The sequence below is a fragment of the Amycolatopsis mongoliensis genome (assembly GCF_030285665.1).
GTDB lineage: Bacteria > Actinomycetota > Actinomycetes > Mycobacteriales > Pseudonocardiaceae > Amycolatopsis > Amycolatopsis mongoliensis.
In genome coordinates this window covers 4,701,251-4,727,412 of sequence record NZ_CP127295.1, presented here as the reverse complement: position 1 = coordinate 4,727,412, position 26,162 = coordinate 4,701,251, and the positions used below count along the sequence as shown (strand labels likewise).

Sequence of the window (26,162 nt, the reverse complement as noted above, 5' to 3'; positions counted from 1 at the left end):
AGTAACACTGAATAGCGACCGCGCAAGGAGGCCCAGGCCGGGATCAGTACTCGATCACCAGCCGCGCCGGGACGCGGTTGCCCAGCACGTCCGCGAACGCCTGGTTGATGTCCTCGAGCTTGCGCGCCTCGGCGGTCACCGTCGTACGGCCGGCCGCGTGCAGCGCGAACACCTCCGCCAGGTCCTTGCGCGTGCCCACGATCGAGCCGATCACCGAGATGCCCTTGATCACGGCCTCGAAGATCGGCACCGGGAGGACACCGCCCGCCGGGATGCCGACGCACACCAGGCGGCCGCCCCGGCGCAGGGACCGCAACGCCTGCTCGAACGCGCTCGGCGTCGCGGCCAGCACGATCGCGACGTCGGCGCCGCCCTCGGCCTGGATGGCGTCGGCCGGGTCACCGGCACTCGCGTCGACCACGAGGTCGGCGCCGAGTTCGCGGGCCAGGTCGAGCTTCCCGGGCTCGATGTCGACCGCCGTGACGAAGCCGCCCGCGATGCGGGCGTACTGGATCGCGAGGTGGCCGAGACCGCCGACCCCGAAGATCGCGACCCGGTCGGCCGGGCGGACGTTGCCCACCTTGACCGCCTTGTACGTCGTCACGCCGGCGCACGTCAGCGGAGACGCCTCGATCGGCGGGACGCCGTCCGGCACGGGGACCGCGTAGCGCGCGTCCGCCACGGCGTACTCGGCGTACCCGCCGTCGATCGAATAGCCGGTGTTCTGCTGCGACTCGCACAGGGTTTCCCAGCCGGAGACGCAGAAGCCGCATTCGCCGCACGCCGAGCCGAGCCACGGCAGGGCGACCCGCTGCCCGAGCCGGCTCTCCGCCACCCCAGCGCCGACGCGCTCGACGACGCCGACACCCTCGTGGCCCGGGATCAACGGCAGCGCCGGCTTGACCGGCCAGTCACCGTGGGCGGCGTGGATGTCCGTGTGGCAGATCCCGCAGGTCTCCAGCCGCACGAGCAGCTGCCCCGGCCCGGGTTCCGGGACCGGGACCTCACGCAGCTCGAGCGGGGACGAAAATTCCGTGACGACGGCAGCCTTCATGTTCACTCCTCGGTGGACGGTGAGGCCGACGATCGCCGACCCGCCCGGCGGGAGACTGTGGCCGGCGGTCACGAACCGGCGGGACTTTGGTCATCTCGCCGTCAGGAGTTCGGGTCTCCGACGGCGCGCGGCCGGAACGACGAAGCCCACCAACGACTTCCCCGGATTTCAGGGTCGCTGTCGGTGGGCTTCGTCGATCCGTGGCGCCCCCCGGCGGGGCCTCAGCTCGCCCGGAGGCCCGACTGGGCGCGGACCGCGGTGGACGCGGTCAAGCGGTTGTCCACCGCGTGGTCGTCACCGTCGTAACGGCCGTCGATGCTCGCCGTCACCTCGAACTCCGCCTGGCCCGCCGCCGCGTCGGCCGCGGTGTAGGTGTAGGCGAACGGGAAGTCCACCCGGCCGCCGGCCGGCACCCACTGGGTCAGCGTGCCCACTTCCTGGTAGTAGCCGCTCTCGGCCTTCCTCCTCAGCGAGACGACGACCTTCTCGTCGTAGCGGTTGTTCACCACCGACACCTTGACCGGCTTGGTCTGGCCCACCCGCGCCTGGGCGGGCAGGGACAGCCCCGTCAGGGTCACGTCGTGCGTCTCCACGTGCAGTGTCTGGGAACCGGTGCCGGAACGGCCGTCGTCGGTCGTCGCGCTGATCTCCAGGTGGTAGTCGCCGTCGGCGGCGTACCGGTGGGTCACCGAGGTGTTCGAGGTGAGCTGGACCGACGTGCCGTCGCCGAACTTCAGCTCGCCTCGGACGAGTGGCCGGCCGAGGCGGTCGCCCGCATTCACCGAGAAGGAGACGTCGTCGAACACCGACGGGGTGCTGGGCCAGGTGTTCGCGTTGGGCGTCAACGCCGGCGCGGTCGTCAGGCGGATGTCGTACCAGGACGCGTCTTCGGCGTCGTCGGCCACCCGGATCCAGTACTGCTGCCCAGCCGTGGCGGTGAACACGACCCTCTTGGTGGTGTCCAGCGCCGCTTTGCAGTCCACTTCGGACAGTGCCGGGAGCGCGTCACCCCGGTACACGGCGACCGAAGGCGACCACCGCGAGCGCGCTTCCACGCTGATCGGCCGGGTGCGGTCCGGGGTGTACCGGTACCAGACGGACTGGTCCGCGCCGGGATCGCAGCTCGGCGCCGCTTCGCCCGGTTCGGCCGTGGATCGCGTCAGGTCGCCCGAGAACGTCCCGGGCAGCGTGGCCACCGCGGCCGTCGCGAAGTCGTCGTTGGGCTCCCGCGGGACGCTGCTGATGTCCAGCGTGGTCGGCTGGCCGGCGCCGGAGTACTGCTTGAACAGCATGATGTGGTACGTCTGCCCGGCGGTCACCGGGAACGTCACCGACGGGCCGTTGTCCCACTCCGCGCAGGCGCCGGGGACCTGGGCCAGGGCGCCGCGCTCGCCGGTGTACACGGCGACGAACGGCAGCTGGCCGGTGCCCGACGGCAGCGCCCGGACGAACCCGTCGGCGGACGCGGTGTAGTCGTACCAGACGCTCGAGGCGATCCAGGCGTAGCACGAGGTCGGGTCGTCGGCGCTCGCCGTGGCTTCCCCGACGTCCTGGGTCGCCTTGAACGGCAGGGCGGTGACGGTGGTGGCGGTGGCGAAGTCGTCGTTCGACGGCGCTTCGGCGTACGCGGTCGCCGGCGCCACCAGGGCGGCCGCGACGGCGAGACCGGCGACGAGCAGGCGCCGGAAAGCTGAGTGCTTCATCTTTTCCCCCTGGGCTCAGACGGCGACGACGCGGCTGCCGCGCGGTTTCACGGTCGTGGCGATGGCGATCACTTCGTTGTCCGCCGGCCGGGCATCGGTCACCGGGTAGTCCAGCTTCAGCTCGGCGCGGAAGGCGACCTTGCCCAGGGCCGCGTCATCGGGGCTGAAGGTGTAGGAGAACGGGAACCGCACCGTGCGGGTCGGCCGCGCGGGCACCTCGAGGGTGAGCCGGCCGACCTCCCGCCACCACGTCCCGTCGTGCTTGGACAGCACGACGGTCGCCGTTTCGGTGTAGCGGGTGTTGGACACGTCGACCGAGATCGGCTTGCTGTCGCCTTCCCTGGCCGAGGCGGGCACGGAGAACCGGGCGATCCCGACGTCGTGCGTCGTCACCACGACCTGGGCCGTCTTGGTGGCCGTCCGGCCGTCCGGCGACGTCGCGTGCAGGGTGGCGGTGTACGTGCCGTCCTTGGCGTAGCGGTGGGAAACGGGCTGCGTGGTGGCCGGGGCCGTGGCGCCGTCCCCGAAGTCCCAGGCCACCGTCATCGGCTCGTCGATGTCGTTCCAGGACCCGGCGGAGAACGAAACGGTGTCGTAGACCGTCGGGTAGGACGGCGACTGGTCGACCGACGGGTCCAGCGCCGGCGCGTCGTCCAGGGTCAGCGTGACGGGCCCGCGGTTGTCGGCGGGCCCGGTGACGCGGACGTAGTAGGTCGCGCCGGCGTCGGCCCGGAACGCGGTCGGCTGCCCGTAGGCGTCCGCCTTGCAGGCGACCTGCTTCAGCTCCGGCAGGCTCGCCCCGGTGTACACCGAGACGGCCGAGCCGCTCCCGACGGTGCGCGCGGTGACCGGCTTCGCGGCCCCGGAGTTCGTGTAGGCGTACCAGACCGAGGGGACGAGGTTGCCTTCGAACTGGCAGGTCGACCCGGGCTCGTCGGCCTCGTAGGAGGCGACCGAGAAGTCCGGCTGCGCGGAGAACGGCACCGCGGGCACCGGTTGCGCGGCGGCGAAGTCGTCGTTGGCCGCGGGCGCGACGGAGTCCAGGGCGAACGCGAGCGCGCCGCCCGGGACGTCGTAGCCGGAGACCATGAAGGAGTACGTCGTGCCGGCGGTCGCCCGGAACGTCGTGGTCGCGGCCGTCCCGGAATCGCAGGTGATCCCCCGGAGGGTGCCGCGGGTTCCCGAGTGGACCGCCAGGATCATCGACCGGTCACTGCCCTGGGTCGTGGCGCGCAGGTACCCGTCCTCGGTGGCGGTGTAGCGGAACCAGACGCTGCCGCGGACGTCGTAGGGCTGGCACCAGGACGGGTCGTCGGGGGCCTGGGTGGCCTCACTGGAGTCCTGCTGTGCGGTGAACGGCAAGGCGGTGACGGCCGCCGCCTGGTCGAAGTCGTCGTTGGACGGTGGCGCCGCGTGCGCGACGCCCGGTGCGAACAGCGCGAAGGCCGCGGTGAGCGCGGTGGCCAAGGCGATCCTGCCGCGCGATCGCGAAGAAAGCAGCACGAGTCATTCCCCCCAAAGTGGTCCGTCCCCACGCACCCGGTGGGGATCCCCGCCGGGCACATCGACGACGCACGGCCGGATGTGACCGATACGGCGGGAATTACCCCGGATGGTGCAACCGTCCTACGGAGAGTGGTCCGGCCGCGGTGACGAAGGTGTCCGGATCCGGCCAGTGGCCGGTTTCTGTTCCCCGCCAAGGAAAAGCTGCGCACGGCCAGTGGTGTGGACCAGCCACGAGCGGCTGGCGTCGCGCGGTCTACCGTGGTTGTCGTGAGTGAGAAACCGTGTTCTAACCCTGTTTCTCACTCACGACAAGCCGCGGCACCGCGCGACACTAGGGGGTGCTCCCGCTCAGGCAGTGCCTGATGTCTTCGAGGTGGTGCGCGACCTCGTGGGCGGCTTGGCGGACCAGCCACCGGGCCGTGCGGTGCTCGCCCGCGAGCCGGGTCACGGTGCGTTCGCGGTCCGGCGGGGTCAGCCGCTCGATCTCTTCGCCGAGCCCGGCGGCGCAGGCCGCGAGTTCGTCGCGCACTCCGTCGAAGGAGCGCTCGTTGTAGCGGAAACGTCGTGCGCGCAGGTCGTTGAGCATCGGCTCGAGAACGGGCCGGTCCTCGGTGCGGGCCCGGTGCAACCGGATCGTGTAGGTGACGCAGACGTCGCGCAGGTGGCAGAGGTACTCCAGCGCCGACCAGCGGTCCGGTGCCGGCCGGCGCCGGAGGTCCCGCGTGGCCGCCTGCCCGACCGCGGCGGCCACCGCATGAGGCAGCGACCCGATGATCGCGCGGGCGGCCTCGATCGTGAGCGTCGGATAGGAGAGCCCGCACTCGGCGCAGGTGTGGTCCTCCGCGGCCAGCGGCGGGATGCCGGACGGCCGCCGGCCGGGTGCTGGCTCATCGGGCACGGCCACCATGATCGCCGGAGGAGGCGGCGGACGGCAACAGCTCGCGGCCGATGCCGGCGTATCGTCTCGGCGATGACACGAGTGCTGGTCATCGGTCTCGACCCCGCCAAGCTCGACGGCTGGGACCCCGAACCGGTCCAGGCCGCGATAGCTCGCGGCCAGGCCCGCTTCGACGAGCACGGCATCGCGGCCGACTACTGCCTGGTGTCCCTCGACGAGCATCCTGAGCGAACGATCGAGGCGGCGCTGGCCGCCGACGCCTACGCGTGCGTGGTGATCGGCGGCGGCATCCGCACGCACGAGCCCCTGCTCGAGCTCTTCGAGCGAGTGGTCAACCTGGTCCGGCAGCACGCGCCCGCCGCGGCCATCGCGTTCAACACCAGCCCCGAGGACTGCGCCGACGCGGCCCTGCGCTGGCTGCGCTGACCGGGGAACCACGGGTGTGACGGCGGGTTGCCCCTACATGGGCGGTCGGCGGTCGGCCGGGTGGCGCAATCCGTTGGTTTCCGCCCGGTGTCCGGCTGGACGGTGTTAACTTCCGTCCGTCATCCGCTGCCCGAGCGAGGTGTTCCAGTCACGTGACACTGCACACGGACAAGTTCGCCGCCTACCTGCGCATGCTGAAGGACCGCAGCGGGCAGGGCTACGAACGTCTCGGCCGGCAGGCCGGGGCCAGCGGCTCCAGCCTGCACCGGTACTGCTCCGGCAAGAGCGTCCCCGCCGACTACCGCGTGGTCCACTCGTTCGCCAAGGTCTGTGGTGCGTCCGCGGAGGAACTGCGCGAGCTGCACCAGCTGTGGGCCCTGGCCGACGCCGTCCGGGTCGAGGAGGTGCCGCCGGAGCACGGCGAGCCGCCGGTCGTCCCCGCGACCGCGCCGCCGCGGGTGCGGCTGCCCCGCAGGCGCGGGTACGCGGCGGTCGCCATCGCGATCGTGGTCCTGCTGGCGGGCGGCCTGGTCTGGGTCACCGCCGACGGGTCCGAACCGGCTCCCGGCCGGTACGCCGACCGGATGCTGTTCTCCGCGGCCTGCCGGCCGCCGGTGAGCATGGGCCAGCACGACGAGTGCGTCACCGAGGTGCAGAACCTGCTGGTCTCGGCCCAGGGACGGCTCTCGGTCGACGGCTCGTTCGGCCCGGAAACGCTGCGCCGGGTCACCGCGTTCCAGGTGCTGGCCGGCCTGCCCGCTCGCGGCGTGGTCGACGAGGCCACCAAGACCGCGCTGTACGACCACCGGACCAGCCTGGCGGGCTGGTCGGCGGTCATGGTGGAGCAGCGGATCCGGGCCGTGTTCACCGAGGCACCGGACACCGCGGTCGCGATCGCCCGCTGCGCCTCGTTCCTCGACCCGCTGTGGGTGCTGCCGAACACGAACGGCAGCCGCAACTGGGGGATCTTCCAGATCTCCGACGCCCGCCTGCTGGACCTGGGTGGCACGCCGCGGCAGGCGTTCGACCCGGTCTGGAACATCGACGCGGCGCACCGCCTGTGGAGCGCGCACCACGACTTCCACGACTGGCCGTCCTGCTCGGCGGCCCTGCAGAACCCGCAGCCGCACTGAGCGCGAGCCGGGCGAAGCGACGTGCTGACGCCGGAAACCCCCGAGGGCGGGGTTTCCGGCGTCAGACCCCCAGTCGCCGGTCAGACCGTCCCGTTCTCCCACCACCACGCGCGGCCGAGGTCGGCCCGGCTGTCCACGTGCTGGTGGTCGGTGTTGTAGGTCTCGAGGCCGGAGAACCCGCAGGTCTCGGCCTTCTGGTAGACGGTCTTGTTGGCCACGCCCGGCACGTCCAGGTCGGCCGCGGTGCCGTACAGGTGCATGCTGTCGCTGGCGCCGCCGATCTCCGAGTTGTGCGCGATGCTGCGGAACCCGGAGTTCACCGTGATCGGCTTGTTCCCGAGCTTCTTGCGCAGCGCCTCCAGCTTGTACATGCAGCGGCGGGCGTTCTCCTCGGCGGTGGCCGCGCTGACCTTGCCGCCGTTGAAGGTGCCGCTCACCCGGTCGGTGAACTCGCTGAAGTTGAAGTGCGCGGTGGACCCGTCGCTCTGCTCCAGCGCGTTGAGCGCGGACTGGGTGGCCGGGCCGGCCTGGCCGTCCGCGCCCAGGCCGTAGGCCGCCTGGAACCTGCGGACCGCCGCGGCCGTGCCGGGGCCGAACTCGCCGTCGATCGAGACCCGGCTGTGGCTGGGCGAGTCGGCCGCCCAGCCCGCCACCCGGATCTGGAGTTCGGTGACGTCGGCGCCCGTGGTGCCCTGCACCAGGGTGCGGGACCACGGGTACGCCTCGGCGGTACCCGTCAGCAGCAGCGGGCTGACGGCCGCGGCCGCGCCGAGCACCACCGCGCCGCGGAGCACCGTGCGGCGGCTCATGGGGAGAGTCATTCTCGTCCTTTCCTAGCGGGGATTCAGCGGTTGGCGAGCTGGTCGAGATCGGCCTGGGTGCCGTTGAAGACGTCCCCGGTCGCCGGGGCCGGGATGCCGTCGGGGATGGCCGCGTCGGTGTACTGCCACATCAGCCAGGTCTTCGACCCGGCGGGCAGCGCCGGCTGCGTGACGGACTGGCGGTAGTCGGCGAGCTGCATAGGATAGGCGGCGAGCGCCGTGGTGCCGCCCAGGCACGCGTCCAGGAACGACTTCTGGGTGTAGATGATCGGGGTCCGGCCGAACGCCGCCTGCACCTTGTCCAGCCACGCCTTGGCGTCGGCGACGGTGACGTACGGCGGGCAGCCGCCGGAGCCGTCGTCCTTCCACTCCAGGTCGAACACGGGCGGCAGGTCACCGGCGCGTTTGCCGGTGTACCCGGTCGCCCGCACCGCGGCGATGAACCGGTCCGCCTGCGCACCACCGGTGTTGGCCGCCGTGCCCGTGTAGAAGTGGTACGGCCCCACGGCGAGGCCGGCGGTGCGGGCGGCGGGCAGGTCCGTGGCCAGGTACTCGTCGGTGACGTTCAGGCCGCGGGTCGCCTTGACGGTCACGAACTCGACACCGGACGCCTTCACCGCGCCCCAGTTGATCGGCGCGCCGCCGGGGTGCTGGTACTTGGCCGTGTCCACGCCGTCGATCGGGTGGCCGGCGGGCTTCGGCGGCACGCAGTAGGCGTTGCGGCTGGACCAGTCGGTGACCTTCGCCCACGTGGTGGGCCCGGCGACCCCGTCGGCACTGGCGTTGACGCAGTGCTGGAACTGGATCACCCGGGTGCGGGTGCCGTCCCCGAAATTGCCGTCGATCGTCAGCGGCGGGTAGTGGCCCGGCTCCATGGCGAGGTTCAGCCGGCACTGGAGCTCCTTGACGTCCGTGCCGGTGGAGCCGCTCTGCAGGGTCGGCCGGGCCGTCGAGTGGCCGCACACCACGCCCTGCGCGGCGTCCGCCGTGCCCTGGGTGGCGCACTTCTTCGGCCGCGCGGCCCACGAGTTCAGCGCGGCCCACGTGTTCGGCCCGACCTGGCCGTCCACGCTCAGCGCGGCGCACCGCTGGAACACGCGTACGCGGACGTCGGTCGCCGGGCCGAAGGAGCCGTCCGCGCCGATCGGCGTGTACCGGCTCGCCTTGGTGGCCAGGTTCAGTTCGCACTGGGCCTCGGCGACCGCGGCGCCGGTCGCCCCTTGCTGCAGGGTGGGCTGGGAACCGGTGTGCCCGCACACCGCGACGGGTTCGGCCGCGGCGGTGGTGGTGGCCGAGGCGGGGAGCACCAGCAGCACCGCGACGGCCAGAGCGAGTCTTTGCATGGCGAGGAGGCTGGCAGTGGTCGCCCTCGCCGGTCGCCGGTCGGCGCCCAACTCGGGACGCCGGGACGATCCCACCCACTGGGCCAGCGGGAACGTCACCCCCGTGGGACACCGCTGGGACGCCGGGGAGGCACGGCCGGTCACGCCGATAAACTTCCAGTTGCTGTAATTTTCCGGAGTCTGTAAATTTGCGCCGTGGCGGAGTCGCGGCGCGACCGCAAGAAGCGGGAAACCCGGCAGCGGATCGTCTCGGCGGCGATCCGGCTGTTCGACGAGCAGGGCTACGAAGAGACGACCGTGGACCAGGTCGCCAAGGCGGCGGACGTCGACCCCAAGACCTTCTTCAACTACTTCCGCACCAAGGCCGACGTGCTGTTCGGCGAGCTCGACCTGGAAGTCGGCGTCCTGCTGGCCGCGATCGCGGACCGCCGGCCCGGCGAGAGCCCGGGCGAGGTGGTGCGGAGGGCGTTCCGGGCCTACGCCGCCCACCGCCGGCCCGGCACCGCCCGCAAGGAGCCCGCCGAGCTGTCGGCGACCGCCCGCCTCGCGTTGACGACGCCGGCGCTGCAGGCCAAGGGGATGCACCTCCTGCTGGACATGCAGCGACAGGTCACCGACGGACTGGTGAACGCCTTTCCCGGCGAGCTGGACCCGGTCACCGCCGCGGCGATGACCGGGGCCGTGCTCGGCGCCATCCAGCAGGCCGGCCTGGCCGGCGCTCAGCTCGGCCGGTCGCAGGACGAACTGTGGGAGGCCGCCGAGCACGCCCTCGACATCGTTTCGTACGGCCTGCTTTCCGCGGGGCGGCGAACCACGAACGAGAAAGGATCCGGGCCCCATGGCGGAAAACCGTCGGCAACTCGCCCGTGACGCACGCCGTGCCGCCCGGGGCGGTCCCCCGGAAATCGCCCGGCAGCAGCGCGCGCACCTGGCCGCGCTGGTGGCCTGGGCGCGCGCGAACTCGCCGTTCTACCGCGAGCTCTACCGCGGCCTGCCCGGCGACGTCGACGACCCGGCCCGGCTTCCCGTCACCGGCAAGGAGACCCTGATGGCCCGGTTCGACGACTGGGTCACCGACCGCGAGGTGACCCGGGAGAAGGTCGAGGCGTTCGTGGCCGACCCCGGCCTCGTGGGGCACCGGTTCCTGGGCAAGTACCTGGTCGCCACCACGTCCGGCACCAGTGGCGTGCGCGGCCTGTTCCTGCTCGACGAACGGGCCACGGGCATGGAGACCGCGCTCGCCTCCCGCGCCGGCGGCATGCTGGCCGCGCGGGACGCCGTCCGCATGCTCGCCCGCGGTGGCCGCACGGCGATCGTCACCGCACCCGGCGGGCACTTCTTCACCGTGGCGGGAACGGCCCGGTTCCAGCTGGACCACCCCCGTCTCGGCCGCCGGATGCGGGTCTTCTCGATCCGCCGGCCGCTGCCGGACCTGGTCGAGGAGCTCAACCGGTTCGACCCCGCCGTCCTCAGCGGGTTCCTCGGCATGCTCACCCTGCTGGCCGGGGAACAGGAAGCCGGCCGCCTGCGCATCCGCCCCGCGCTGGTCGTCCCCGGCGGCGAAACCTGCACGACCGGCCGCCGGGAGCGCCTCGCCGCCGCGTTCGGCGCCAAGGTCAGCACCGCCTACGCCGCCACCGAATGCAGCTTCCTCGCCATGGGCTGCGCGCACGGCTGGTACCACGTCTGCAGCGACTGGGCCGTCCTCGAGCCGGTCGACGCCGACCACCGGCCGGTGCCGCCCGGCGAGCTGTCCCACACGGTCCTGCTCAGCAACCTCGCCAACCGGGTGCAGCCGATCCTCCGCTACGACCTCGGCGACAGCATCCTGCTGCGCCCGGACCCGTGCCCGTGCGGCAGCGTCTTCCCCGCCGTCCAGGTGCACGGACGCGCCGCCGACCTGCTCACCTTCCCCGGCGCCCACGGCGAGCCCGTCTCCCTGTCCCCGATGCTCTTCGGCACGCTGCTCGACCGCGTCCCCGGGCTCGGGCAGTACCAGCTCGTCCAGACCTCGCCCGGCACCCTGCGCGTACGCCTGCGGCTCACCGACGGCACCGACACCGACCAGGTCTGGCGGACCACGCACGACGAGCTCACCCGCCTGCTCGCCGAGCACGGGGCCGCCGGCATCACGATCGAACGGGCCACCGAAGCGCCGCACCAGGAACCGGGCGGCAAGTTCCGCCGCATCATCCCGGCGGCCGGGCCCCGCTGAACGACGTCGCCGGTCGCGAGAGTCCGCCGCGCCCGGTGTCTGGTCAAACCGGCCGCCGTGGACGAGGATCCACCCGTGCCCGACTTACGAAGATTCGCCCTGATCGCCCGGATCGGGCTCACCAGCTACGCACTGGTCCACCTGATCGTCGCGTGGCTCGCCGCCCAGGTCGCGCTCGGGGACAACGAAAAGGCCGACAAGGCCGGTGCGCTGCAGGTCGTCGCCGACGGCGGCGGGGCGTGGCTGCTCTGGCTGGTCGCCGCGGGGACCGGCGTGCTGGCCCTTTGGCAGCTGGCCGAGGCGATCATCGGCCATCGGCACTCGTCCCCGCGACGCCGATGGGTGCGGCGGTTCACCAGCGGGATCGAGGTCGTCCTGTACGGCCTCGTCGCCTACAGCGCGGCCAAAACCGCGACGGGCGGCTCCGGCAAGGCGGGGTCCGTGGTGGGCACCGTGCTGGGCGAACCGTGGGGAGCCGCGGCGGTGATCGCGGCCGGCGCGATCGTGATCGTCGTCGCGGCTTTCCTCGCCTACCGCGGGCTCCGGAAGAAGTTCGTCCACGACCTCGACTTCAGCGACGCCTCCCCGGGGCTGCGACGGTCGATCGAGCGGCTCGGCCAGGTCGGCTGGTGCGCGGTGGCGGTCGCGTACGGAACCGTCGGCGCGATGTTCGTCCTGGCCGCCGTCCGCTACGACCCCGCGAAGGCCGCGGGCCTGGATCCGGCGCTCAAGACCCTGGCCGTGCAGCCGTACGGACAGGTCCTCCTGCTGACGCTGGCCGCGGGCATCGCGGTCTTCGGCGTGTTCGTCCTCATGGAGGCCCGGTTCCGCCGCTTGTGACCGGCCGAGGGGTTCAGCGTTGCGTGTACACGAAACCGAGCTTGTCGACCTCGTCCCCGGCGCGCCCGTGGAAGCCGGCGATCTGCCAGCCGCCGGGCGCGGTCCGCGTGACGCAGTCCGGCGTCGCCGAACCCCCGGCGAGCACGCGGCCGAGGCTGGTCGTGAACCGCGCCGAGAAGATCCGCGTGTGCCCGCCTTCGCTGCCCTGGCACAGGGTTGCCGACGTGAGGTATTCGGTGCTGCCCAGCGTCAGCGACGTCGCCGTTCCGCCGCTGCCCCCGTGGGCGAGCGTGCGGCCGTCGGCCAGCGTGACGCCGACCTGGTCGACCCGGGACCCGCTGCGCAGCAGGAGAGTGCGCACCCGGGCCGCGGCCGGGACACCGTCGACGTCGGTGAAGTAGTCGCCGTGCGGGCCGCCGAACTGGTCGGACAGCCGGAGGGCGGGGTTGCGCGTCCAGCCGAACCTCGTCGTGACGGGGTCGTGGTCGGAGAGCATCCTGCCCTGGTCGTCCAGGAACTTCGCGTGTTCGTTGGCGTACGACGTCGCGTTCAGGGAGATCAGCTTGCTGCCGCGGTAAAGGACCTTGTCGACGACCTCGCAGTCGTCGGTCACGACCTGCTCGTCGCAGACCAGCGCCGGGCTGCCCGGTGCCGGGGCGGCGCCGCCGCGCACCAGCTCGACCCAGGCGTCGGTCAACCCGTTGTCCGCGGCGAAACCCGCGATGGTGTCGGCGGCGCGGGTGTAGCGGGTGTTGGTGTCGCCCATGACGATGACGGCGTTGCCGGCCGAGTGCGTCCTGATGAAGCCGGTCAGCTGGGCGAGGTTGGCCGCGCGTGACACTTCGTCGCCGTCGTTCGTGCCCGCGTTCGTGTGCAGGTTGTAGGCGTCGACGTACACCCCTTCGGCGAGGCGCAGGCGCATGAAGGTGAAGCCCTTCGGCGTCAGGCAGTCCCCCGAGTCGAGCTGGCACGACGTCCAGCGGACGCGCTCGAAGTCGTCGGCGTCGTACGGCAGGGACGAAAGCGAGTTCAGCCCGCTGCCGATCCCGGCGCCGCCACTGGTCGGCGTCCGGTACGGGTGGGCGTCGGTGGAGTAGAGCGCGGCGTGGTAGTTGAAGTCCTCTTCGACGTGCACGAGGTCGTAAGCCCCGATCCGCCGGCCGATCTCCGCGGTCGCGGACTGCCGCGGCGTCGGCGCGCTGGAGATCCCCTCGGGCAGCCCGGCGACGTTGTAGCTCAGGACGGAAAAACTGCCCCCGTCGGCGGTGGCGGCCTGAGCGACCGCCGGGGCGGCGGCGGCCAGCACCACCGAGACCGTCAGCGCGGCAAGGCTTTTCTTCACGGTGTCTCCTGCGGCATTCGGACGCACGGTGCGCACGACGTCGGTGCGAGCGCCCGCCGATGATCAGCGGGCGGCCCCGGCACGTCAAGGCCCGGAAGGCGGGATTCGCCGACCGGTAACCCCCGCGGCACCCCGAAACCGACGTCAGTGGCAGGGTTCCTGGTGCGCCAGAGCGCAGGAAACCCTGGCCCACACCGTCTTGCTCGCCACCGGCAGATCATCCCGGGAGCCCCAAGCCGTCGCGAGCTTGTCGACGAGGTACAGGCCGCGTCCGCCGAAGCCCGTGCCGGCGGCCTCCCGGAGGCGGGGCGGGAGCGGGGAACCGTCCTCCACCCCGATCGTCACTTCGCACGGATTCGCGCTGAAGGTCAGCCGAAGCCGTTGCGCGCCACCCGCGTGCTCGTACGCGTTCTGGACGATCTCGTTCAGCACCAGCAGGACGTCTTCGCGGTGCGGCTCGCCCAGGTCGCTCAGCCGGCGGGCCGCCCACCGGCGAACCGTGGCGAGGTCGGCCGAGCCCGTGCCGCGGAGGTCGTAGAACTCCGGTTCGCCGTCGTCGGGGTAGGCAGTCATCCGGCCGGCAGTGCTTCGGCCAGGTCGTCGACGACCGGGATGAGCTCGTCGAGCCCGGTGATGCCCAGCACGCGCTTGACGGCGTACTGACGCGTGACGACCTTGACGCTCACGCCGCGATCCCGGCCGCGGCGGTGGAGCCCGGCGAGGACGGTCACCCCCGCGGAGTCGATGAACCGGACCTCACTCAGGTCGACGACGACGAGCTCGGCGCTGTCCACGGCCGCCGCGGCGAGCTCACGGCGGAACTCGGCAGCCGTGCCCGCGTCGATCTCCCCGGCGACCTCGACCACGTGGGCCGCGCCGGCCTGCCGGTGGCAGATGCGCAGGACGGCCGAGTCGCCCTTGTCCACTGCTTCGGCCCCTTTCCGCGGCGCGCGCGCCGATCTCGGCCAGCGTACGTGCCGGGTCACTCCGCCGCGCAGGGGATTGGGCGGGCGGCGACGGGGAACCCCGGGACCAGCCGATCGGCCAGGCTAAGGTTCGCGGACGGACCGCGAAGGCGAGGAGGGCTCTGGATGACTGCGGGTCAGGGGCGGCTGTCGGATTTGCTGCGCGAGCACGGCGACAGCCTGGTCGCGCGCTGGGCCGAGCTGGCCGGCGCCGGTCTGCGCGGGCGCACGACGACCACGGAACTGCAGCGTGACCTGGGCGAGCTGTTCACCACCCTGCTCCCGGTCGCGGACGAGTCCGCCGACGGCCTCGACGGTGACCGGCACCGCGAGCTGCGCGCCTTCCTGGCCGACCTGTCCCGGAACCGCGCGCGCCAGGGGTTCAGCCCCGCCGAGACCGCGTCGAGCGTCTTCGCGCTGAAGCAGGCCGTCTTCGAACTGACCGAGGGCAACGACGACCCGGCGGTCTTCCGCCAGCTCATGGCCTTCTCCGGGCTGCTCGACGGGCTGGGCCTGTGGACGTTCGAGACGTACGCGTCCGCGCGCGAAGAGATCATCAGGGAGCAGTCCGAGCAGCTGCTCGAGCTGACGACGCCCGTCGTGAAGCTGTGGGAAGGCGTCCTCGCCGTGCCCCTGGTCGGGACGCTCGACTCGGCGCGCACCCAGGTCGTGATGGAGAAGCTCCTCGAAGCCCTGGTCGAGACCAGCTCCCAGCACGCGATCATCGACATCACGGGTGTCCTGGCCGTCGACACCCAGGTGGCGCAGCACCTGCTCAAGACCGTCGTCGCGGCGCGGCTGATGGGCGCCGAATGCACCATTTCGGGCATCCGGCCCCAGATCGCCCAGACGATCGTCGCGCTCGGGATCGAGTTCGGCGACATCACGACCAAGGCGACGCTCGCCGACGCCCTGCGGCACGCCCTCCGCTTCGAGGGTGTGGAACTCGTGCGGGGCGAGAAGAGGCCCGCCTGATGGAGCGGATCCCGATTCTCGAGATCGGCGACGTCCTGCTGGTCTCGATCCAGGTCGACCTGGAGGACCAGAGCGTCCTCACGCTGCAGGAAGACCTCGCGGACCGGATCAGCTCGACCGGCGCCTCCGGGGTGGTGATCGACATCTCCGCGGTGGAGATCGTCGACTCCTTCATCGGCCGGATGTTCGCGACGATCGCGTCGCTGTCGCGGCTGTTCGACGCCGACACCGTGGTGGTCGGCATGCGGCCGGCCGTCGCGATCACGCTCGTCGAGCTCGGCCTGACGCTCGGCGGCGTCCGCACGGCGTTGAACCTGGACAAGGGCATGGAGATCCTGCGCGGTCTCCGGGCGGCCCGGAGATGACCTCCGCCGGCGTGGTGGAGGAGATTCCCATCGTCACGGACTCCGACGTGGTCCGTGTCCGCCAGTCGGTCCGGGTCCTCGCCCAGCAGATCAAGCTCTCCCTCGTCGACCAGACCAAGCTCGTCACCGCGACCAGCGAGCTCGCCCGCAACACCCTCGTCTACGGCCGCGGCGGCATCGCCCGGATCGAGGTCGTCGACGACGGCCGCCGCGCGGGCGTCAAGGCCGTCTTCCACGACGACGGTCCCGGCATCCCCGACACCGACCTCGCGCTGGCCGACGGCTGGAGCAGCGGCAAGGGCCTCGGCCTCGGCCTGAGCGGGGCACGCCGGCTCGTGGACGAGTTCACCCTGGACACCGAGGTGGGCCGGGGCACCGAAGTGACCGTGGTCAAGTGGTCGCGATGACCGTCACGGACTGCCTGCCGGTCACCGAGGACGTCGCCTGGGTGACCGTCGACGACCCCACGGCCGCGGGGCGGGCGCGCCGGGTCGCCACCGGCCTGGCCGAGCGGCTGGGCTTCACGGAGAAGCGGACCGCCGAGGTCGGCATCGTCGTCACGGAGCTGGCCACGAACCTGGACCGCCACGCGCGGCAGGGGACGCTCGTGGTCCGCTCGGTCCGCGCGACCACCCACGCCGCGGTGGAGGTCGTCGCCGCCGACCGCGGTCCGGGCATCGCCGACCCGGCCGTGGCGATCGAGGACGGCCACTCCACCACCGGCACCCTCGGGGTCGGGCTCGGGGCGGTGCACCGGCTCTCCGACACGGTCACGGTGTTCTCCGAGCCGGGCCGCGGCACGGTCGTCACCGCCCGGTTCCGGCCGGCCGGGGCGGACCTGGCCGACGACGCGGCCGGGATGACGCGGCCGATCACCGGGGAAGAGGTCTGCGGCGACGCCTACGCCGTGATGCGGGCGGACGGCCGCATGCGGCTGATGATGTGCGACGGCTCCGGGCACGGCCCGCTGGCGGCCAGCGCGGCTCAGGAGGCCGTCCGGATCTTCTGCGAGCGGCCGGCCGGGGAACCGCCGGAACAGGTGATCGCCGCGATCCACTCCGCGCTGCGAAGCAGCCGGGGCGGTGCCGTCGCCGTCGCGGACCTCGTTCCGGCCGAGGGGCGGGTCCGCTTCGCCGGGCTGGGCAACATCGCCGCCGCCGTCGTCCTCGAGGACCGGAAACAGGGCATGGTCTCGGTGCCCGGGATCGCGGGCTACCAGGCCCGCACGATCCGCGCCTTCGACCACGAGCTGCCCGCCGGTGCCGCGGTCGTGCTGCACAGCGACGGGCTCACCGAGAAGTGGCGCCCCGGCCAGTGGAACGCCCTGTTCGACAGCACCCCGCTGGTGATCGCCGCCGCGCTGGTGCGCGACGCCGGCGTCCGCAACGACGACGCGAGCGTCCTCGTCGGCAAGCCGCGGCCATGACCCCCCGGCGCCGCACGAACGAGCTCCTGCGGATGACCCTGTCCGCCGAGTCCGGCGTGTTCGCGATGCGGCAGTACGGCCGGGAAGCGGCCCGGGCGATCGGCCTCGATCCGCAGGACCAGGTCCGCGTGGCCACCGCCCTCAGCGACGTCGGCCGCGACCTCGTGCGCAGCGGCACCGAAGCGACCGTCAGCTTCGCGCTGACCTCGACGACGGCCCCCCGGCTGGCGATCGAGATCACCTGGCAGGGCCCGCCCGCCGAAGACGTCCTCGACGTCAGCCGGGAAACCACGGTCCGGCTGATGGACGAGGTCACCACCACCCACGAGGCCGGCCACGGCACCATGACCCTGACGAAGGGCACGACGGCAGGTTCAGCGCCCATGATCATTTCTCTCGACGTCCTGCGCGAACGGCTCGCCGGCGGCCGGGCCACCGGCCCGCTCGACGAGCTGCGCGCCCAGAACCAGGAGCTGCTCACCGCGCTCGACGACCTCGAAAGCAAGCGGCAGGAGCTGGAACGGCTCAACGAAGAGCTCGAAGAAACCAACCAGGGCGTCGTCGCGCTGTACAAGGAGCTTTCCGAAGAGCTCGAAGAGACCAACCGCGGCGTCGTGGCGCTCTACGCCGAGATCAACGAGAAGACGACGCAGCTGGCCGCCGTCAACGAAGCCAAGACCCGCTTCTGGTCGAACATCAGCCACGAGCTGCGCGCACCGGTCAACTCGATCGTCGGCCTCGCGCGCATGCTCGGCGCCGCGGGATCCGAACCGCTCTCCGCCGACCAGCAGCGCCAGGTCCGGCTGATCAACGACTCCGGGGAAACGCTGCTCGCCCTGGTCAACGAGCTGCTCGACACCGCCAAAGCCGAATCCGGCCGGCTGGTGCCCCAGCCGACGCCCGTCGACGTCCGCACCGTGCTCCTCCACCTGCACGGCGTGCTGCGCTCGACCGTTCCGGCCGGGGTCGAGCTCCGCATCGAGGACACCGAGGTCGGCACGCTCGTCACCGACGAGACCATGCTCGTGCGCATTCTCCGCAACCTGCTCTCCAACGCCGTCAAGTTCACCGAGCGCGGTTCGGTCAGCCTCGCCGTCACCGCCGCCGGCGACGAGCACGTCCGCTTCACCGTCACCGACACCGGGATCGGCATCCCGGCCCACCAGCTCGACCGCGTCTTCGAAGAGTTCCACCAGGTCCGGAACAAGCTGCAGGCGAAGACCTCCGGGACCGGACTGGGCCTGTCCTACGCGCGGAAGCTGGCCGAAATCCTCGGCGGTGAGCTCGACCTGACCAGCGAGGTCGACCGGGGCACCACGGTGGAGCTGCGGTTGCCCGCCCGGCCTCGCGGCGGCGACATCACCGCGCTCGGCAGCGTGCTCGTCGTCGACGACGACCCGGTGTTCCGCGACGAGTTCACCCGCCGGATCGCCGAGCTCTCCCCCGAGGTCCGGGTGGCCGGTGACGGCCGGGAAGCGCTGGAGACGCTCTCCGCGTTCCGGCCCGACGTGGTCTTCCTCGACCTGGCCATGGCCGGCATGAACGGCCGGGAGGTCCTCGCCGTGCTCCGCGCGAAGCCGGAACTGTGCGACCTGCCCGTCGTCGTGGTCACCTCCGCGGTGCCGGGCGGGATGGATCTCACCGCGACCGGGCTGCGCGCGGCGCTGCTGCTCAAGTCGCAGATCTCCGCCGAAACCGTCAGGCTCGCTGTCGGGGAAGCGTTCGCTGTAGTACGGAGGGCGTGAAATGCCGGAGCCGGCCGCGACCATCCTGATCGTCGACGACCTGGAAGCCAGCCGCTACCTGGCCGGCAGCTGGCTGCGCCGCAACGGCTACCACGTCGTCGAGGCGGCCACCGGCGGCGCGGGGATCGAGGCGGTCGCCGAGCACCGGCCGGACCTCGTGCTCCTCGACGTCAACCTCCCCGACATCAGCGGGATCGAGGTCTGCGAGCGGATCAAGGCCGACCCGGCCACCTCCGCCATCCCGGTGATCCACATGTCCGCCACCGCGATCGAGACGGACGACCGGACCCACGGGCTCAACCGCGGCGCCGACGGCTACCTCATCGAACCGGTGGCCCCGGCCGAGCTGGTCGCGGTGGTCGAATCGGCGTTGCGCTACCACCGCGCCCGCGCCGTGGCCGAACTGCTGGCCCACCGGCTGACGAAGCTCACCGAAGCCACGCTCGCCATCAACTCCGCGACGACGTTCGACGGCTTCCTGGCCGCGGTCGCCGCGGGCGCGGCGGCGATCTTCGCGGCCCCGGCGACCGCGCTGGCGACGACGTCGCAGGGCTCGGTGCGCACCGCGAGCGCCGCCGAAGACCACCGGCAGTCCGCCGGCACCGAACCGGCCGAGCTCGACACCCTGACCACGTCCCTGCTGCAACCCCACCTGCGCACCGCCGTCAGCGGCGGCCACGAGCTCGCGTGGCGGCCCGGGCGCAGCTCCACGATCGTGCTGGCCCGGGCGAAACCCGGCGCCGACGTCGTGTGCGTCGCGGTCGACGACGCGGTGGCGGCCACCGACCAGGACCGGGACGTCCTGATCCAGCTGGGCCAGGTGAGCGCCCTGGCCGCCGACGCCCTGCGCACGCTGTCCCGGGAGCGCGACCTGGCCGTGGCGCTGCAGCGGAGTCTCCTGCCCCGCAGCCTCCCGAGCAGCCGGGAGCTGCCGATGGCGGCTCGCTACCTGCCCGCCTCCCGCCACACCGAGATCGGTGGCGACTTCTACGAAGTGACCGAGCTCGACGGGCGCCTGCTCATCGCGGTGGGCGACGTCTCGGGCCACTCGCTCGACGCCGCCCTGGTGATGGGCGAAGTGCGGCACGCGCTGCGCGCCTACGCCGTCGAAGGGCACGGCCTGGTGGCCATCCTCGACCGCCTCGACGCGGTGGTCAGCCGCTTCCACCCCGAGGGCCTCACGACCGCGTGCCTCCTGCTCGTGGATCCCGCGACCGGATCCACGGAAGTGGCCTGCGCGGGCCACATCCCGCCGCTGCTGGCCGACGCGGCCGGACCGCGGTTCCTCGAGATCCGCGGGCCGCTGCTCGGCGTCGGGCTCCCCCGCCCCGAGTCGACGAAGATCGAGCTCCCGGTGGGCACCCTCGTGCTCCTGATCACCGACGGGCTCATCGAGCGGTCCGGCCGGGACCTCGACGCCGGGATGGCCGCCCTCGCCGGAGCCGTCGCGCACGACGCGAACCTCGAGGCGCTGTGCGACGAACTGCTCGACGAGTTCGGCCGCGACGCCCAGGACGACATCGCCCTCCTCGCCTTCCGGCGCGAGGCCTGAAGGTCCGGCGCACCCGTCGTCACGTCACCGGCTCTTCCCCCGCGCCGAGCAACGCCGGGATGGCGGTGTGGCCGTTGGACAGGAACGACGGGACGGTCGCCAGCTCCGCCGGATCCACGGCCAGCCGGAGCCCGGGGAACCGGGCGAACAGTGCGGGCAGCGCGATGGCGGCCTCGAGCCGGGCCAGCGGAGCACCCAGGCAGAAGTGCACGCCGTGCCCGAAGGCCAGGTGCTGCTTGTCCTCGCGGGACAGGTCGAAGCGATCGGCCGTCGGGCCGTGTTCGGCCGGATCACGGCCAGCCGCCGCGTAGGCCGCGAGGATCGGGTCCCCCGCGGCGATGACCGTGCCGTCCGCCAGGACGATGTCTTCGACCGCGTACCGCAACGGCAGGTACGGGACGGGGGCCTGCCAGCGCAGCGTTTCCTCGATGACCGCGGCCCAGGTGTGCGTGCCGCGCAGGACGTCGGCGAGCTGCCCGGGGTGGGTCAGCAGCGCGGTGATCGCGTGGTCGAGGAGGTTGACGGTGGTTTCGTGGCCCGCGGTCAGCATGAGTATGAGGGTGTCGACCAGCTCGTCGGCGTCGAGCCGGCCGGCGTCCTCGGCCCGCGCGGTGATCAGGGCGCTGGTGAGGTCGTCGCCGGGGTTCGCGGTCTTGTCGGCGACCAGGCCGCGCATGAGCTCGTACAGCTCGAGCGCATTCGCTTGGGCCCGGGCGGCGGTGACCGTGGTGTCGAAGATGGTGTCCACGACCGAGCGCATCGCGGACCGGCGGCCGGGCGGCACGCCGAACAGCCGGCAGATCACCTCGACCGGCAGCGGGTAGGCGAACCCCTCGCGCAGGTCGACCGGCTCCCCGCCCGCGCCCGAGTGCGCGAGCCGGTCGAGCAGCTCGGTCGTGATCCGGTCGACCTCCGGCCGCATGGCTTCCACGTGGCGGGCGGTGAAAGCCTTGGACACCAAGGCCCGCAGCCTCCGGTGGTCGGCGCCGTAGGAGGTGAACATGTTGCGCACCGACACCCAGATCGCCAGCGGCCAGTCTTCGCCGATCCGCCCTTCGCGCCAGGCGGTCCAGTGCGCGCGGGCGTCCTTCGACACCCGGGGGTCGGTCAGGAGTATCCGCAGGGTGGCCGCGTCCGCGACCGCCCACGCCCGGACCCCGCCGGGCAGCTCCACGAGCCCGGCCGGGCCTTCGGCGCGCAGGAGCCTGCCCTCTTCGTGCACGTCCTGGCCGTTCGTGTCGAGCCGCAAGACGTCGCCGCCGGTCATCTGGCTTCCTTTCCCCCAACCGGAACGGGCCCGCCGCCGGTTGCCCGAAACGGCCCACGCCGAACCGCGGGCCGTCCTTCGTTCTTACCAGCAGCACGGCGATTCCCGTGACGGCAAAGCAAGAAAGCCCGAGCGCGGGTTCAGCCCGGCTGGAAGAACGCGAGCATCCGCCGCGCGGCGTCCGGCGACATCAGCAGTTCCTGCATGTCCGCGGACATCCGGCCGGCCGCCCCGGTGCGTTCGAACATTTCGCGTTCGTATTCCTCGACGGCGGCGGGGAAGCCGTCCGGGTGCGCGGCCAGCGCGAGGGCGAGCAGGACACCGTCGAGCAGCGCCATGTTGGCCCCCTCGCCCACCGGCGGCATCAGGTGCGCGGCATCGCCGATCAGGGTGACCCCCGGTGTCGACGGCCAGGTCAGGCCGATCGGGAGCGTGGTGATCGACCGCGGCACGACCGTGTCGTCGCAGGCCGCGATCAGCGCGGTGAACCGGGGGTCCCAGCCGGCGAGCAGGTCGATCAGCCGCGCCCGGGCGGCGGCCGGGTCGTCGAACGGGATCCCGCTGGTGGCGAACCAGTTCTCGGCGGTGTTGTAGAAGCTGACGCCGATGCGTACGCGGCCGTCGCCGTTGCGCTGCGCCGACAGCGACTTCCCGTCGCCGAGCACCCAGTAGTTGCCGCGCCCGACCATCGCCGCGAGGTCGGGGTGCGTGCGATCGACGTCGGGAATGCCGACCTCGACGACGTTCTGGCCGATGTGCACCGGGCGGGCGTCGGTGAGCAGCGCGCGGACGCGGGACTGCGCGCCGTCCGCGCCGACCAGCAGGTCGTAGGTCGCGGTGCGGCCGTCGGCGAAGTGCAGCACGCCGTCGCCGGCGGATTCGAACGCGTGCCCCCAGCGCACCGTGCCTTCGGGGACGGAATCCAGCAGCAGGTCGCGCAGATCGGCGCGGTCGACCTCGGGGCGCAAGGACGGGGCGTCGTCCGGGGTGTCCTCCTGGAGCAGCAAGGTGCCGTCCGGCTCGAGAAGCCGCATGTCCTGGCCTTCGGGCCGGGCGATCGCGTGGAACCGGTCGAGCAAGCCGGCCTCGCGCAGCGCCCGCTGCCCGGAGTGGATGTCGAGCATGCCGCCCTGGCCGCGCGCGTCGCGCGACGGTTCCCGTTCGTACACGACGGCGTCGATCCCCTTCACGTGCAGCATCCGCGCGAGGGCCAGGCCGCCCAGCCCGGCTCCGACGATGGCGATCGTCATGGCTCCCCCTTCGATACACTGTATTGCCGAATACAGTGTATCGAAGGAGGCGATGTACTGTCAGCGCATGTTGGTGTGGGAGCGGCCGGAGCCACCGGACCGACCGGTGCCGGCCCCGCTGAGCCGGGAGCGGATCGTCCGCGCCGCGATCGGGCTGGCCGACGCGGACGGGCTGGAAGCGGTGTCGCTGCGCAAGGTCGCCGCCGCCCTGGACGTCGGGCCGATGCGGCTCTACGGCTACCTCGCCACCAAGGAGGAGCTGCTCGACCTGATGGTCGACGCGGTCTACGCCGAGATCCGGCCGGCCGGCGACGGGTGGCGGGAGGTGCTGCGTTCCGTCGCCGAATCCACCCGGCGAGCCGTGCACCGGCACGAATGGCTCGCCGACCTGATCGGCGGGCGGCCCCAGCTCGGGCCGCACGCGCTGGCCAGGGGCGAGGCCGTGCTGGCCGCGCTCGACGGCGTCGACGTGGACATCGTCATGCCGGTGGTCACCGCGGTCGACGCGTACGTCATCGGGACGGTCCGCCGGGAGATCGCCGAGCGGCGCGCCGAACGGGCCTCGGGGATGGACAAGAGGCAGTGGCAGGTCAGCTTCGGGCCTTATCTGGAGCGGACTTTCGCGACCGGCCGGTACCCCGCGCTGGCCACGGTCGTCCGCGACGCCGTCCACCTGGACGCCGACGAGACCTTCCGGACCGGCCTCGGCTTCCTCCTCGACGGCATCGGAGCCGGCATCGCGGACTGAACCGGGACCCGGTCAGCTGAGCGGGTAGTGGATCATCTCCACCCCGCCGCTCGCGTAGTTCGGCACATCCGCGGCCACGGCCTTGCCCGCCTCGGAGCCCAGCGCCGCCGCCATGGTCTCGGCCGACTCGAAGTCGGCGTGGAAAACGGCGAAGTACTTGCGGTCCCCGGCGAGCGAGGCCACGTCGAAGGAGTACTGCGACTGCAGGAGCCCCGGCAGCTTCGCCGCCAGCGGCAGGTGCGTGCGGACGTAGTAGTCCCGGAAGTGGGCCTCGTCGGCGGGCGGCGGGTAGAGCACGGTGAGCCGGTGCATGGGGTTCCTTTCGGCGGCGGTCTTCCCCAGCCTGGCACACCTCGCGGGGGACCCGCCGCCGCTGGCGCCTTCACTCGCGGGCGACGCCGGCGGCCCGGTCGATCACCGGCATGTTCTCCTCCGCCCAGGACCGCAGGGCGGCCAGCGGCACCTCGAGCGAGCGCCCCAGGTCGGTCAGGCGGTAGTGGACCTTCGGCGGCACCGTCGGCTCGACCCGGCGCGCCACCAGGCCGTCGCGCGTGAGGCTCTGCAGCGTCACGGACAACATCTTCTGGGACACCCCCGGCATCCGCCGCTGCAGCTCCGCGAAGCGCACCTCGTCCGGGTCGGCGTCGGCCAGCACCTTGACCGCCATCGACGTCCACTTCGTGCCGATCCGGTCCAGCAGCCGGCGGGTCGGGCACGCGGGGTCGAAGAGGTCGCCGCGCGCACCCTTCGGCGAGGGGGTCACCTGGAGCTCACCACCTGTCGGGGAAGTGCCGTCTTGGCCGGGCCACGGGAGTTACCTACCGTTAGCTACTAACCAATCGTAACCGACCTGGAGGCATCGTGCGCGAGCACCGGATCACCGCGAACGGCATCGACATCACCGTCGCGATCGGCGGCGACGGCCCCGCTCTCCTGCTGCTGCACGGCTTCCCGCACACCTGGCGCCTCTGGTCCGCGGTCATCCCGCACCTGACCCCGCACCACCGCGTCATCGCCCCCGACCTGCGCGGCCTCGGCGCGACCACCCGCGCCGACGGCGGCTACGACGCCGGGACCCTCGCCGACGACGCCGAAGCCCTCCTCGACGCCCTCGGCGAACCGGCGGCGACGGTCGCCGGCATCGACGCGGGAGCCCCGCCCGCCTTCCTGCTCGCGCTGCGCCGGCCCGAGCGGGTCCACCGGCTCGTCCTGATGGAGTCCTTGCTCGGCCGCCTCCCCGGCGCCGAAGACTTCCTCGCCGGCGGCCCGCCGTGGTGGTTCGGGTTCCACGCCGTCCCCGGCCTCGCCGAGACGGTGCTGGCCGGGCACGAGGAGGACTACATCGGCTGGTTCCTCGACGCCGGCACCCGCAGGGGCGTGCCTCCCGAGCTCCGGGCCCGGTTCGTCGCCGCCTACACCGGCCGCGACGCGTTGCGGTGCGCGTTCGCCCACTACCGCGCGATGCCCGAGAGCGCGCGGCAGATCGCGGAGGCGGTGTCGGCCGCCCGGCTCACGGTGCCCACCGTGGCGATCGGCGCGCACCCGGTCGGCGACGCCCTCGCCCGCCAGCTGCGCCCGGTGACCGACGTCCTCGAATCCCACGTCCTCGACGACTGCCGCCACCTGATCCCGCTGGACCGCCCGGACGCCCTGGTGCCGCTGCTGAGGTCCGGCAGCTCCCGGTCAGCCGGCCGTGCGGGTGAAGGTCACGTGCGTGACGCCGCTCGGCGATGAAGCCGCCTCGACCTGGTAGTCCTTCTCGAGCCCCTCCAGCCCGTCCCAGAGGCGCACGCCCCGGCCGAGCACGATCGGGACGATCACGACGTGCAGGTGGTCGACGAGCCCGGCCGCGAGGAACTCGCGGATCGTCGTGGCGCCGCCGCCGAGGCGGATGTCCTTGCCCTGCGCGGCTTCGCGGGCGACGTCGAGCGCCTCGGCCGGTGACGCGTCGAGGAAGTGGAAGGTCGTGCCGCCCGCCATTTCGATCGGCGGGCGCGGGTGGTGGGTGAGGACGAAGACCGGCGTGTGGAACGGCGGGTTCGGGCCCCACGCCCCCTGCCAGTCCGGGTCCTCGTGCCAGCCGGGGTGGCCGAACTTGCCGGCGCCCATGATCTCGGCGCCGATCCCCGGGTCGTGCTGCCGGATGAAGGCGTCGTCGATGCCGCCGCTGCCGCCGGCCTGCCACCACCGGGTGGTGAACATCCATTCGTGCAGCCGGGTCCCCGGCGTGACCGAAGTGGGCGTCGGCGCTTCGCCCTTCACCGGTGCCGAAACCGTCGAGGGAAACGGCGAAGTTGTGGACGCGGACGAGTGTCATGGTTTCTGCTCCTCGTGCGGGGGGTCGTGGTCGTGCCACCGAGCGTGCAGCGGATCGGCTCATCCGTCCAATGCCAATGCTGTTGCCTTTCCATAGATAGAGTCGATGCACGCTGGACGTCACCAGGCTCCGTGTCATCGACGCGCTCGCGCGGTCCGGCTCGGTCACCGCGGCGGCGAAGGAGCTGCACTACACGCAGCCGACGGTCAGCCACCACCTCGCCCGGCTCGAGGCCGAGACCGGCGCGCAGCTGCTGCAGCGGGCCGGGCGC

General features: G+C 72.4%; 27 protein-coding genes and 1 pseudogene. 14 read left to right on the top strand and 14 right to left on the bottom strand.

Annotated features, from left to right (window positions below):
* Positions 1-43 precede the first annotated feature (43 nt).
* From QRX60_RS23105 to QRX60_RS23090, 4 genes are all read right to left on the bottom strand, one after another.
* Positions 44-1,054 carry a zinc-dependent alcohol dehydrogenase gene (locus QRX60_RS23105; RefSeq protein WP_286002853.1) on the bottom strand — a complete coding sequence of 337 codons (1,011 nt, stop codon included), beginning with the start codon at positions 1,052-1,054 and terminating at the stop codon, positions 44-46.
* A gap of 221 nt (positions 1,055-1,275) precedes the next feature.
* Positions 1,276-2,757: a PKD domain-containing protein gene (locus QRX60_RS23100; protein ID WP_286002852.1), complete on the bottom strand. Its 1,482-nt coding sequence runs from the start codon at positions 2,755-2,757 to the stop codon at positions 1,276-1,278.
* 15 nt (positions 2,758-2,772) lie between these two features.
* Positions 2,773-4,260 carry a PKD domain-containing protein gene (locus QRX60_RS23095; protein ID WP_286002851.1) on the bottom strand — a complete coding sequence of 496 codons (1,488 nt, stop codon included), beginning with the start codon at positions 4,258-4,260 and terminating at the stop codon, positions 2,773-2,775.
* Between the two features lie 334 nt (positions 4,261-4,594).
* Complete coding sequence (locus QRX60_RS23090; RefSeq protein ID WP_286002850.1) at positions 4,595-5,161, bottom strand: DinB family protein; 567 nt, start codon at positions 5,159-5,161, stop codon at positions 4,595-4,597.
* A 72-nt stretch (positions 5,162-5,233) separates the two neighbouring features.
* Here QRX60_RS23090 and QRX60_RS23085 point away from each other — a divergent pair, with 72 nt between their 5' ends.
* Both QRX60_RS23085 and QRX60_RS23080 read left to right on the top strand, forming a co-directional pair.
* Positions 5,234-5,587: a hypothetical protein gene (locus tag QRX60_RS23085; protein WP_286002849.1), complete on the top strand. Its 354-nt coding sequence runs from the start codon at positions 5,234-5,236 to the stop codon at positions 5,585-5,587.
* 152 nt (positions 5,588-5,739) lie between these two features.
* Complete coding sequence (locus tag QRX60_RS23080) at positions 5,740-6,720, top strand: helix-turn-helix domain-containing protein (RefSeq protein WP_286002848.1); 981 nt, start codon at positions 5,740-5,742, stop codon at positions 6,718-6,720.
* An 80-nt stretch (positions 6,721-6,800) separates the two neighbouring features.
* On the opposite strand, the gene QRX60_RS23075 is transcribed toward QRX60_RS23080, so the two are convergent.
* Both QRX60_RS23075 and QRX60_RS23070 read right to left on the bottom strand, forming a co-directional pair.
* Complete coding sequence (locus QRX60_RS23075; RefSeq protein WP_286002847.1) at positions 6,801-7,541, bottom strand: D-Ala-D-Ala carboxypeptidase family metallohydrolase; 741 nt, start codon at positions 7,539-7,541, stop codon at positions 6,801-6,803.
* Positions 7,542-7,564: 23 nt separating this feature from the next.
* Positions 7,565-8,884, bottom strand: coding sequence for a GH25 family lysozyme (locus tag QRX60_RS23070; RefSeq protein WP_286002846.1), 1,320 nt, complete (start codon positions 8,882-8,884; stop codon positions 7,565-7,567).
* Positions 8,885-9,079: 195 nt separating this feature from the next.
* Between QRX60_RS23070 and QRX60_RS23065 the strand changes: the two genes are divergently transcribed.
* From QRX60_RS23065 to QRX60_RS23055, 3 genes are all read left to right on the top strand, one after another.
* Positions 9,080-9,754, top strand: coding sequence for a TetR/AcrR family transcriptional regulator (locus QRX60_RS23065; RefSeq protein WP_286002845.1), 675 nt, complete (start codon positions 9,080-9,082; stop codon positions 9,752-9,754).
* A complete protein-coding gene (locus tag QRX60_RS23060) occupies positions 9,723-11,099 on the top strand; it encodes a phenylacetate--CoA ligase family protein (RefSeq protein ID WP_286002844.1) in 1,377 nt (458 codons plus the stop codon). Before QRX60_RS23065 ends, QRX60_RS23060 begins: the two co-directional genes overlap by 32 nt.
* 75 nt (positions 11,100-11,174) lie before the next feature.
* The gene (locus tag QRX60_RS23055; RefSeq protein WP_286002843.1) at positions 11,175-11,939 is read left to right on the top strand and encodes a DUF1206 domain-containing protein; all 765 of its coding nucleotides are present in this window, start codon (positions 11,175-11,177) and stop codon (positions 11,937-11,939) included.
* 13 nt (positions 11,940-11,952) lie between these two features.
* Here QRX60_RS23055 and QRX60_RS23050 read toward each other — a convergent pair whose 3' ends face one another.
* The 3 genes from QRX60_RS23050 to QRX60_RS23040 all read right to left on the bottom strand — a co-directional run bounded on the left by QRX60_RS23050 (position 11,953) and on the right by QRX60_RS23040 (position 14,207).
* Entirely contained in the window at positions 11,953-13,281 is a 1,329-nt protein-coding gene (locus QRX60_RS23050; RefSeq protein WP_286002842.1) for a jacalin-like lectin, read from the bottom strand.
* A 144-nt stretch (positions 13,282-13,425) separates the two neighbouring features.
* The gene (locus QRX60_RS23045) at positions 13,426-13,854 is read right to left on the bottom strand and encodes an ATP-binding protein (RefSeq protein WP_286002841.1); all 429 of its coding nucleotides are present in this window, start codon (positions 13,852-13,854) and stop codon (positions 13,426-13,428) included.
* Entirely contained in the window at positions 13,851-14,207 is a 357-nt protein-coding gene (locus tag QRX60_RS23040) for an STAS domain-containing protein (RefSeq protein WP_286002840.1), read from the bottom strand. The genes QRX60_RS23045 and QRX60_RS23040 overlap by 4 nt, the downstream gene beginning before the upstream one ends.
* A 165-nt stretch (positions 14,208-14,372) precedes the next feature.
* Here QRX60_RS23040 and QRX60_RS23035 point away from each other — a divergent pair, with 165 nt between their 5' ends.
* The 6 genes from QRX60_RS23035 to QRX60_RS23010 are packed head-to-tail and all read left to right on the top strand — an operon-like array spanning position 14,373 to position 20,309.
* Positions 14,373-15,221, top strand: coding sequence for an STAS domain-containing protein (locus QRX60_RS23035; protein WP_286002839.1), 849 nt, complete (start codon positions 14,373-14,375; stop codon positions 15,219-15,221).
* Entirely contained in the window at positions 15,221-15,586 is a 366-nt protein-coding gene (locus QRX60_RS23030; protein WP_286002838.1) for an STAS domain-containing protein, read from the top strand. Before QRX60_RS23035 ends, QRX60_RS23030 begins: the two co-directional genes overlap by 1 nt.
* A complete protein-coding gene (locus QRX60_RS23025; RefSeq protein WP_286002837.1) occupies positions 15,583-15,993 on the top strand; it encodes an ATP-binding protein in 411 nt (136 codons plus the stop codon). The genes QRX60_RS23030 and QRX60_RS23025 overlap by 4 nt, the downstream gene beginning before the upstream one ends.
* A complete protein-coding gene (locus tag QRX60_RS23020) occupies positions 15,990-17,012 on the top strand; it encodes an ATP-binding SpoIIE family protein phosphatase (protein WP_286002836.1) in 1,023 nt (340 codons plus the stop codon). Before QRX60_RS23025 ends, QRX60_RS23020 begins: the two co-directional genes overlap by 4 nt.
* Entirely contained in the window at positions 17,009-18,757 is a 1,749-nt protein-coding gene (locus tag QRX60_RS23015) for an ATP-binding response regulator (RefSeq protein ID WP_286002835.1), read from the top strand. The genes QRX60_RS23020 and QRX60_RS23015 overlap by 4 nt, the downstream gene beginning before the upstream one ends.
* A gap of 1 nt (position 18,758) precedes the next feature.
* Positions 18,759-20,309, top strand: a complete 1,551-nt coding sequence (locus QRX60_RS23010; RefSeq protein WP_286002834.1) for a fused response regulator/phosphatase — start codon at positions 18,759-18,761, stop codon at positions 20,307-20,309.
* Between the two features lie 19 nt (positions 20,310-20,328).
* Here QRX60_RS23010 and QRX60_RS23005 read toward each other — a convergent pair whose 3' ends face one another.
* Positions 20,329-21,576, bottom strand: coding sequence for a cytochrome P450 family protein (locus QRX60_RS23005; RefSeq protein ID WP_286002833.1), 1,248 nt, complete (start codon positions 21,574-21,576; stop codon positions 20,329-20,331).
* Between the two features lie 140 nt (positions 21,577-21,716).
* A complete protein-coding gene (locus tag QRX60_RS23000; protein ID WP_286002832.1) occupies positions 21,717-22,826 on the bottom strand; it encodes an FAD-dependent oxidoreductase in 1,110 nt (369 codons plus the stop codon).
* A gap of 67 nt (positions 22,827-22,893) precedes the next feature.
* Here QRX60_RS23000 and QRX60_RS22995 point away from each other — a divergent pair, with 67 nt between their 5' ends.
* Positions 22,894-23,574, top strand: a complete 681-nt coding sequence (locus QRX60_RS22995) for a TetR/AcrR family transcriptional regulator (protein ID WP_286002831.1) — start codon at positions 22,894-22,896, stop codon at positions 23,572-23,574.
* A 12-nt stretch (positions 23,575-23,586) separates the two neighbouring features.
* Here the strand turns inward: QRX60_RS22995 and QRX60_RS22990 are convergent, their stop codons facing one another.
* Together QRX60_RS22990 and QRX60_RS22985 are read right to left on the bottom strand one after the other, a co-directional pair.
* Complete coding sequence (locus QRX60_RS22990; protein WP_286002830.1) at positions 23,587-23,886, bottom strand: EthD family reductase; 300 nt, start codon at positions 23,884-23,886, stop codon at positions 23,587-23,589.
* Between the two features lie 70 nt (positions 23,887-23,956).
* Complete coding sequence (locus QRX60_RS22985) at positions 23,957-24,337, bottom strand: winged helix-turn-helix transcriptional regulator (RefSeq protein WP_286002829.1); 381 nt, start codon at positions 24,335-24,337, stop codon at positions 23,957-23,959.
* 98 nt (positions 24,338-24,435) lie between these two features.
* On the opposite strand from QRX60_RS22985, the gene QRX60_RS22980 reads away from it, so the two are divergent.
* Complete coding sequence (locus QRX60_RS22980; RefSeq protein WP_286002828.1) at positions 24,436-25,308, top strand: alpha/beta fold hydrolase; 873 nt, start codon at positions 24,436-24,438, stop codon at positions 25,306-25,308.
* On the opposite strand, the gene QRX60_RS22975 is transcribed toward QRX60_RS22980, so the two are convergent.
* Complete coding sequence (locus QRX60_RS22975; protein ID WP_332845838.1) at positions 25,258-25,836, bottom strand: dihydrofolate reductase family protein; 579 nt, start codon at positions 25,834-25,836, stop codon at positions 25,258-25,260. The genes QRX60_RS22980 and QRX60_RS22975 overlap by 51 nt on opposite strands.
* A gap of 167 nt (positions 25,837-26,003) precedes the next feature.
* Here QRX60_RS22975 and QRX60_RS22970 point away from each other — a divergent pair.
* Positions 26,004-26,129, top strand: a pseudogene (locus QRX60_RS22970) (LysR family transcriptional regulator); the annotation flags it as partial.
* Positions 26,130-26,162 lie beyond the last annotated feature (33 nt).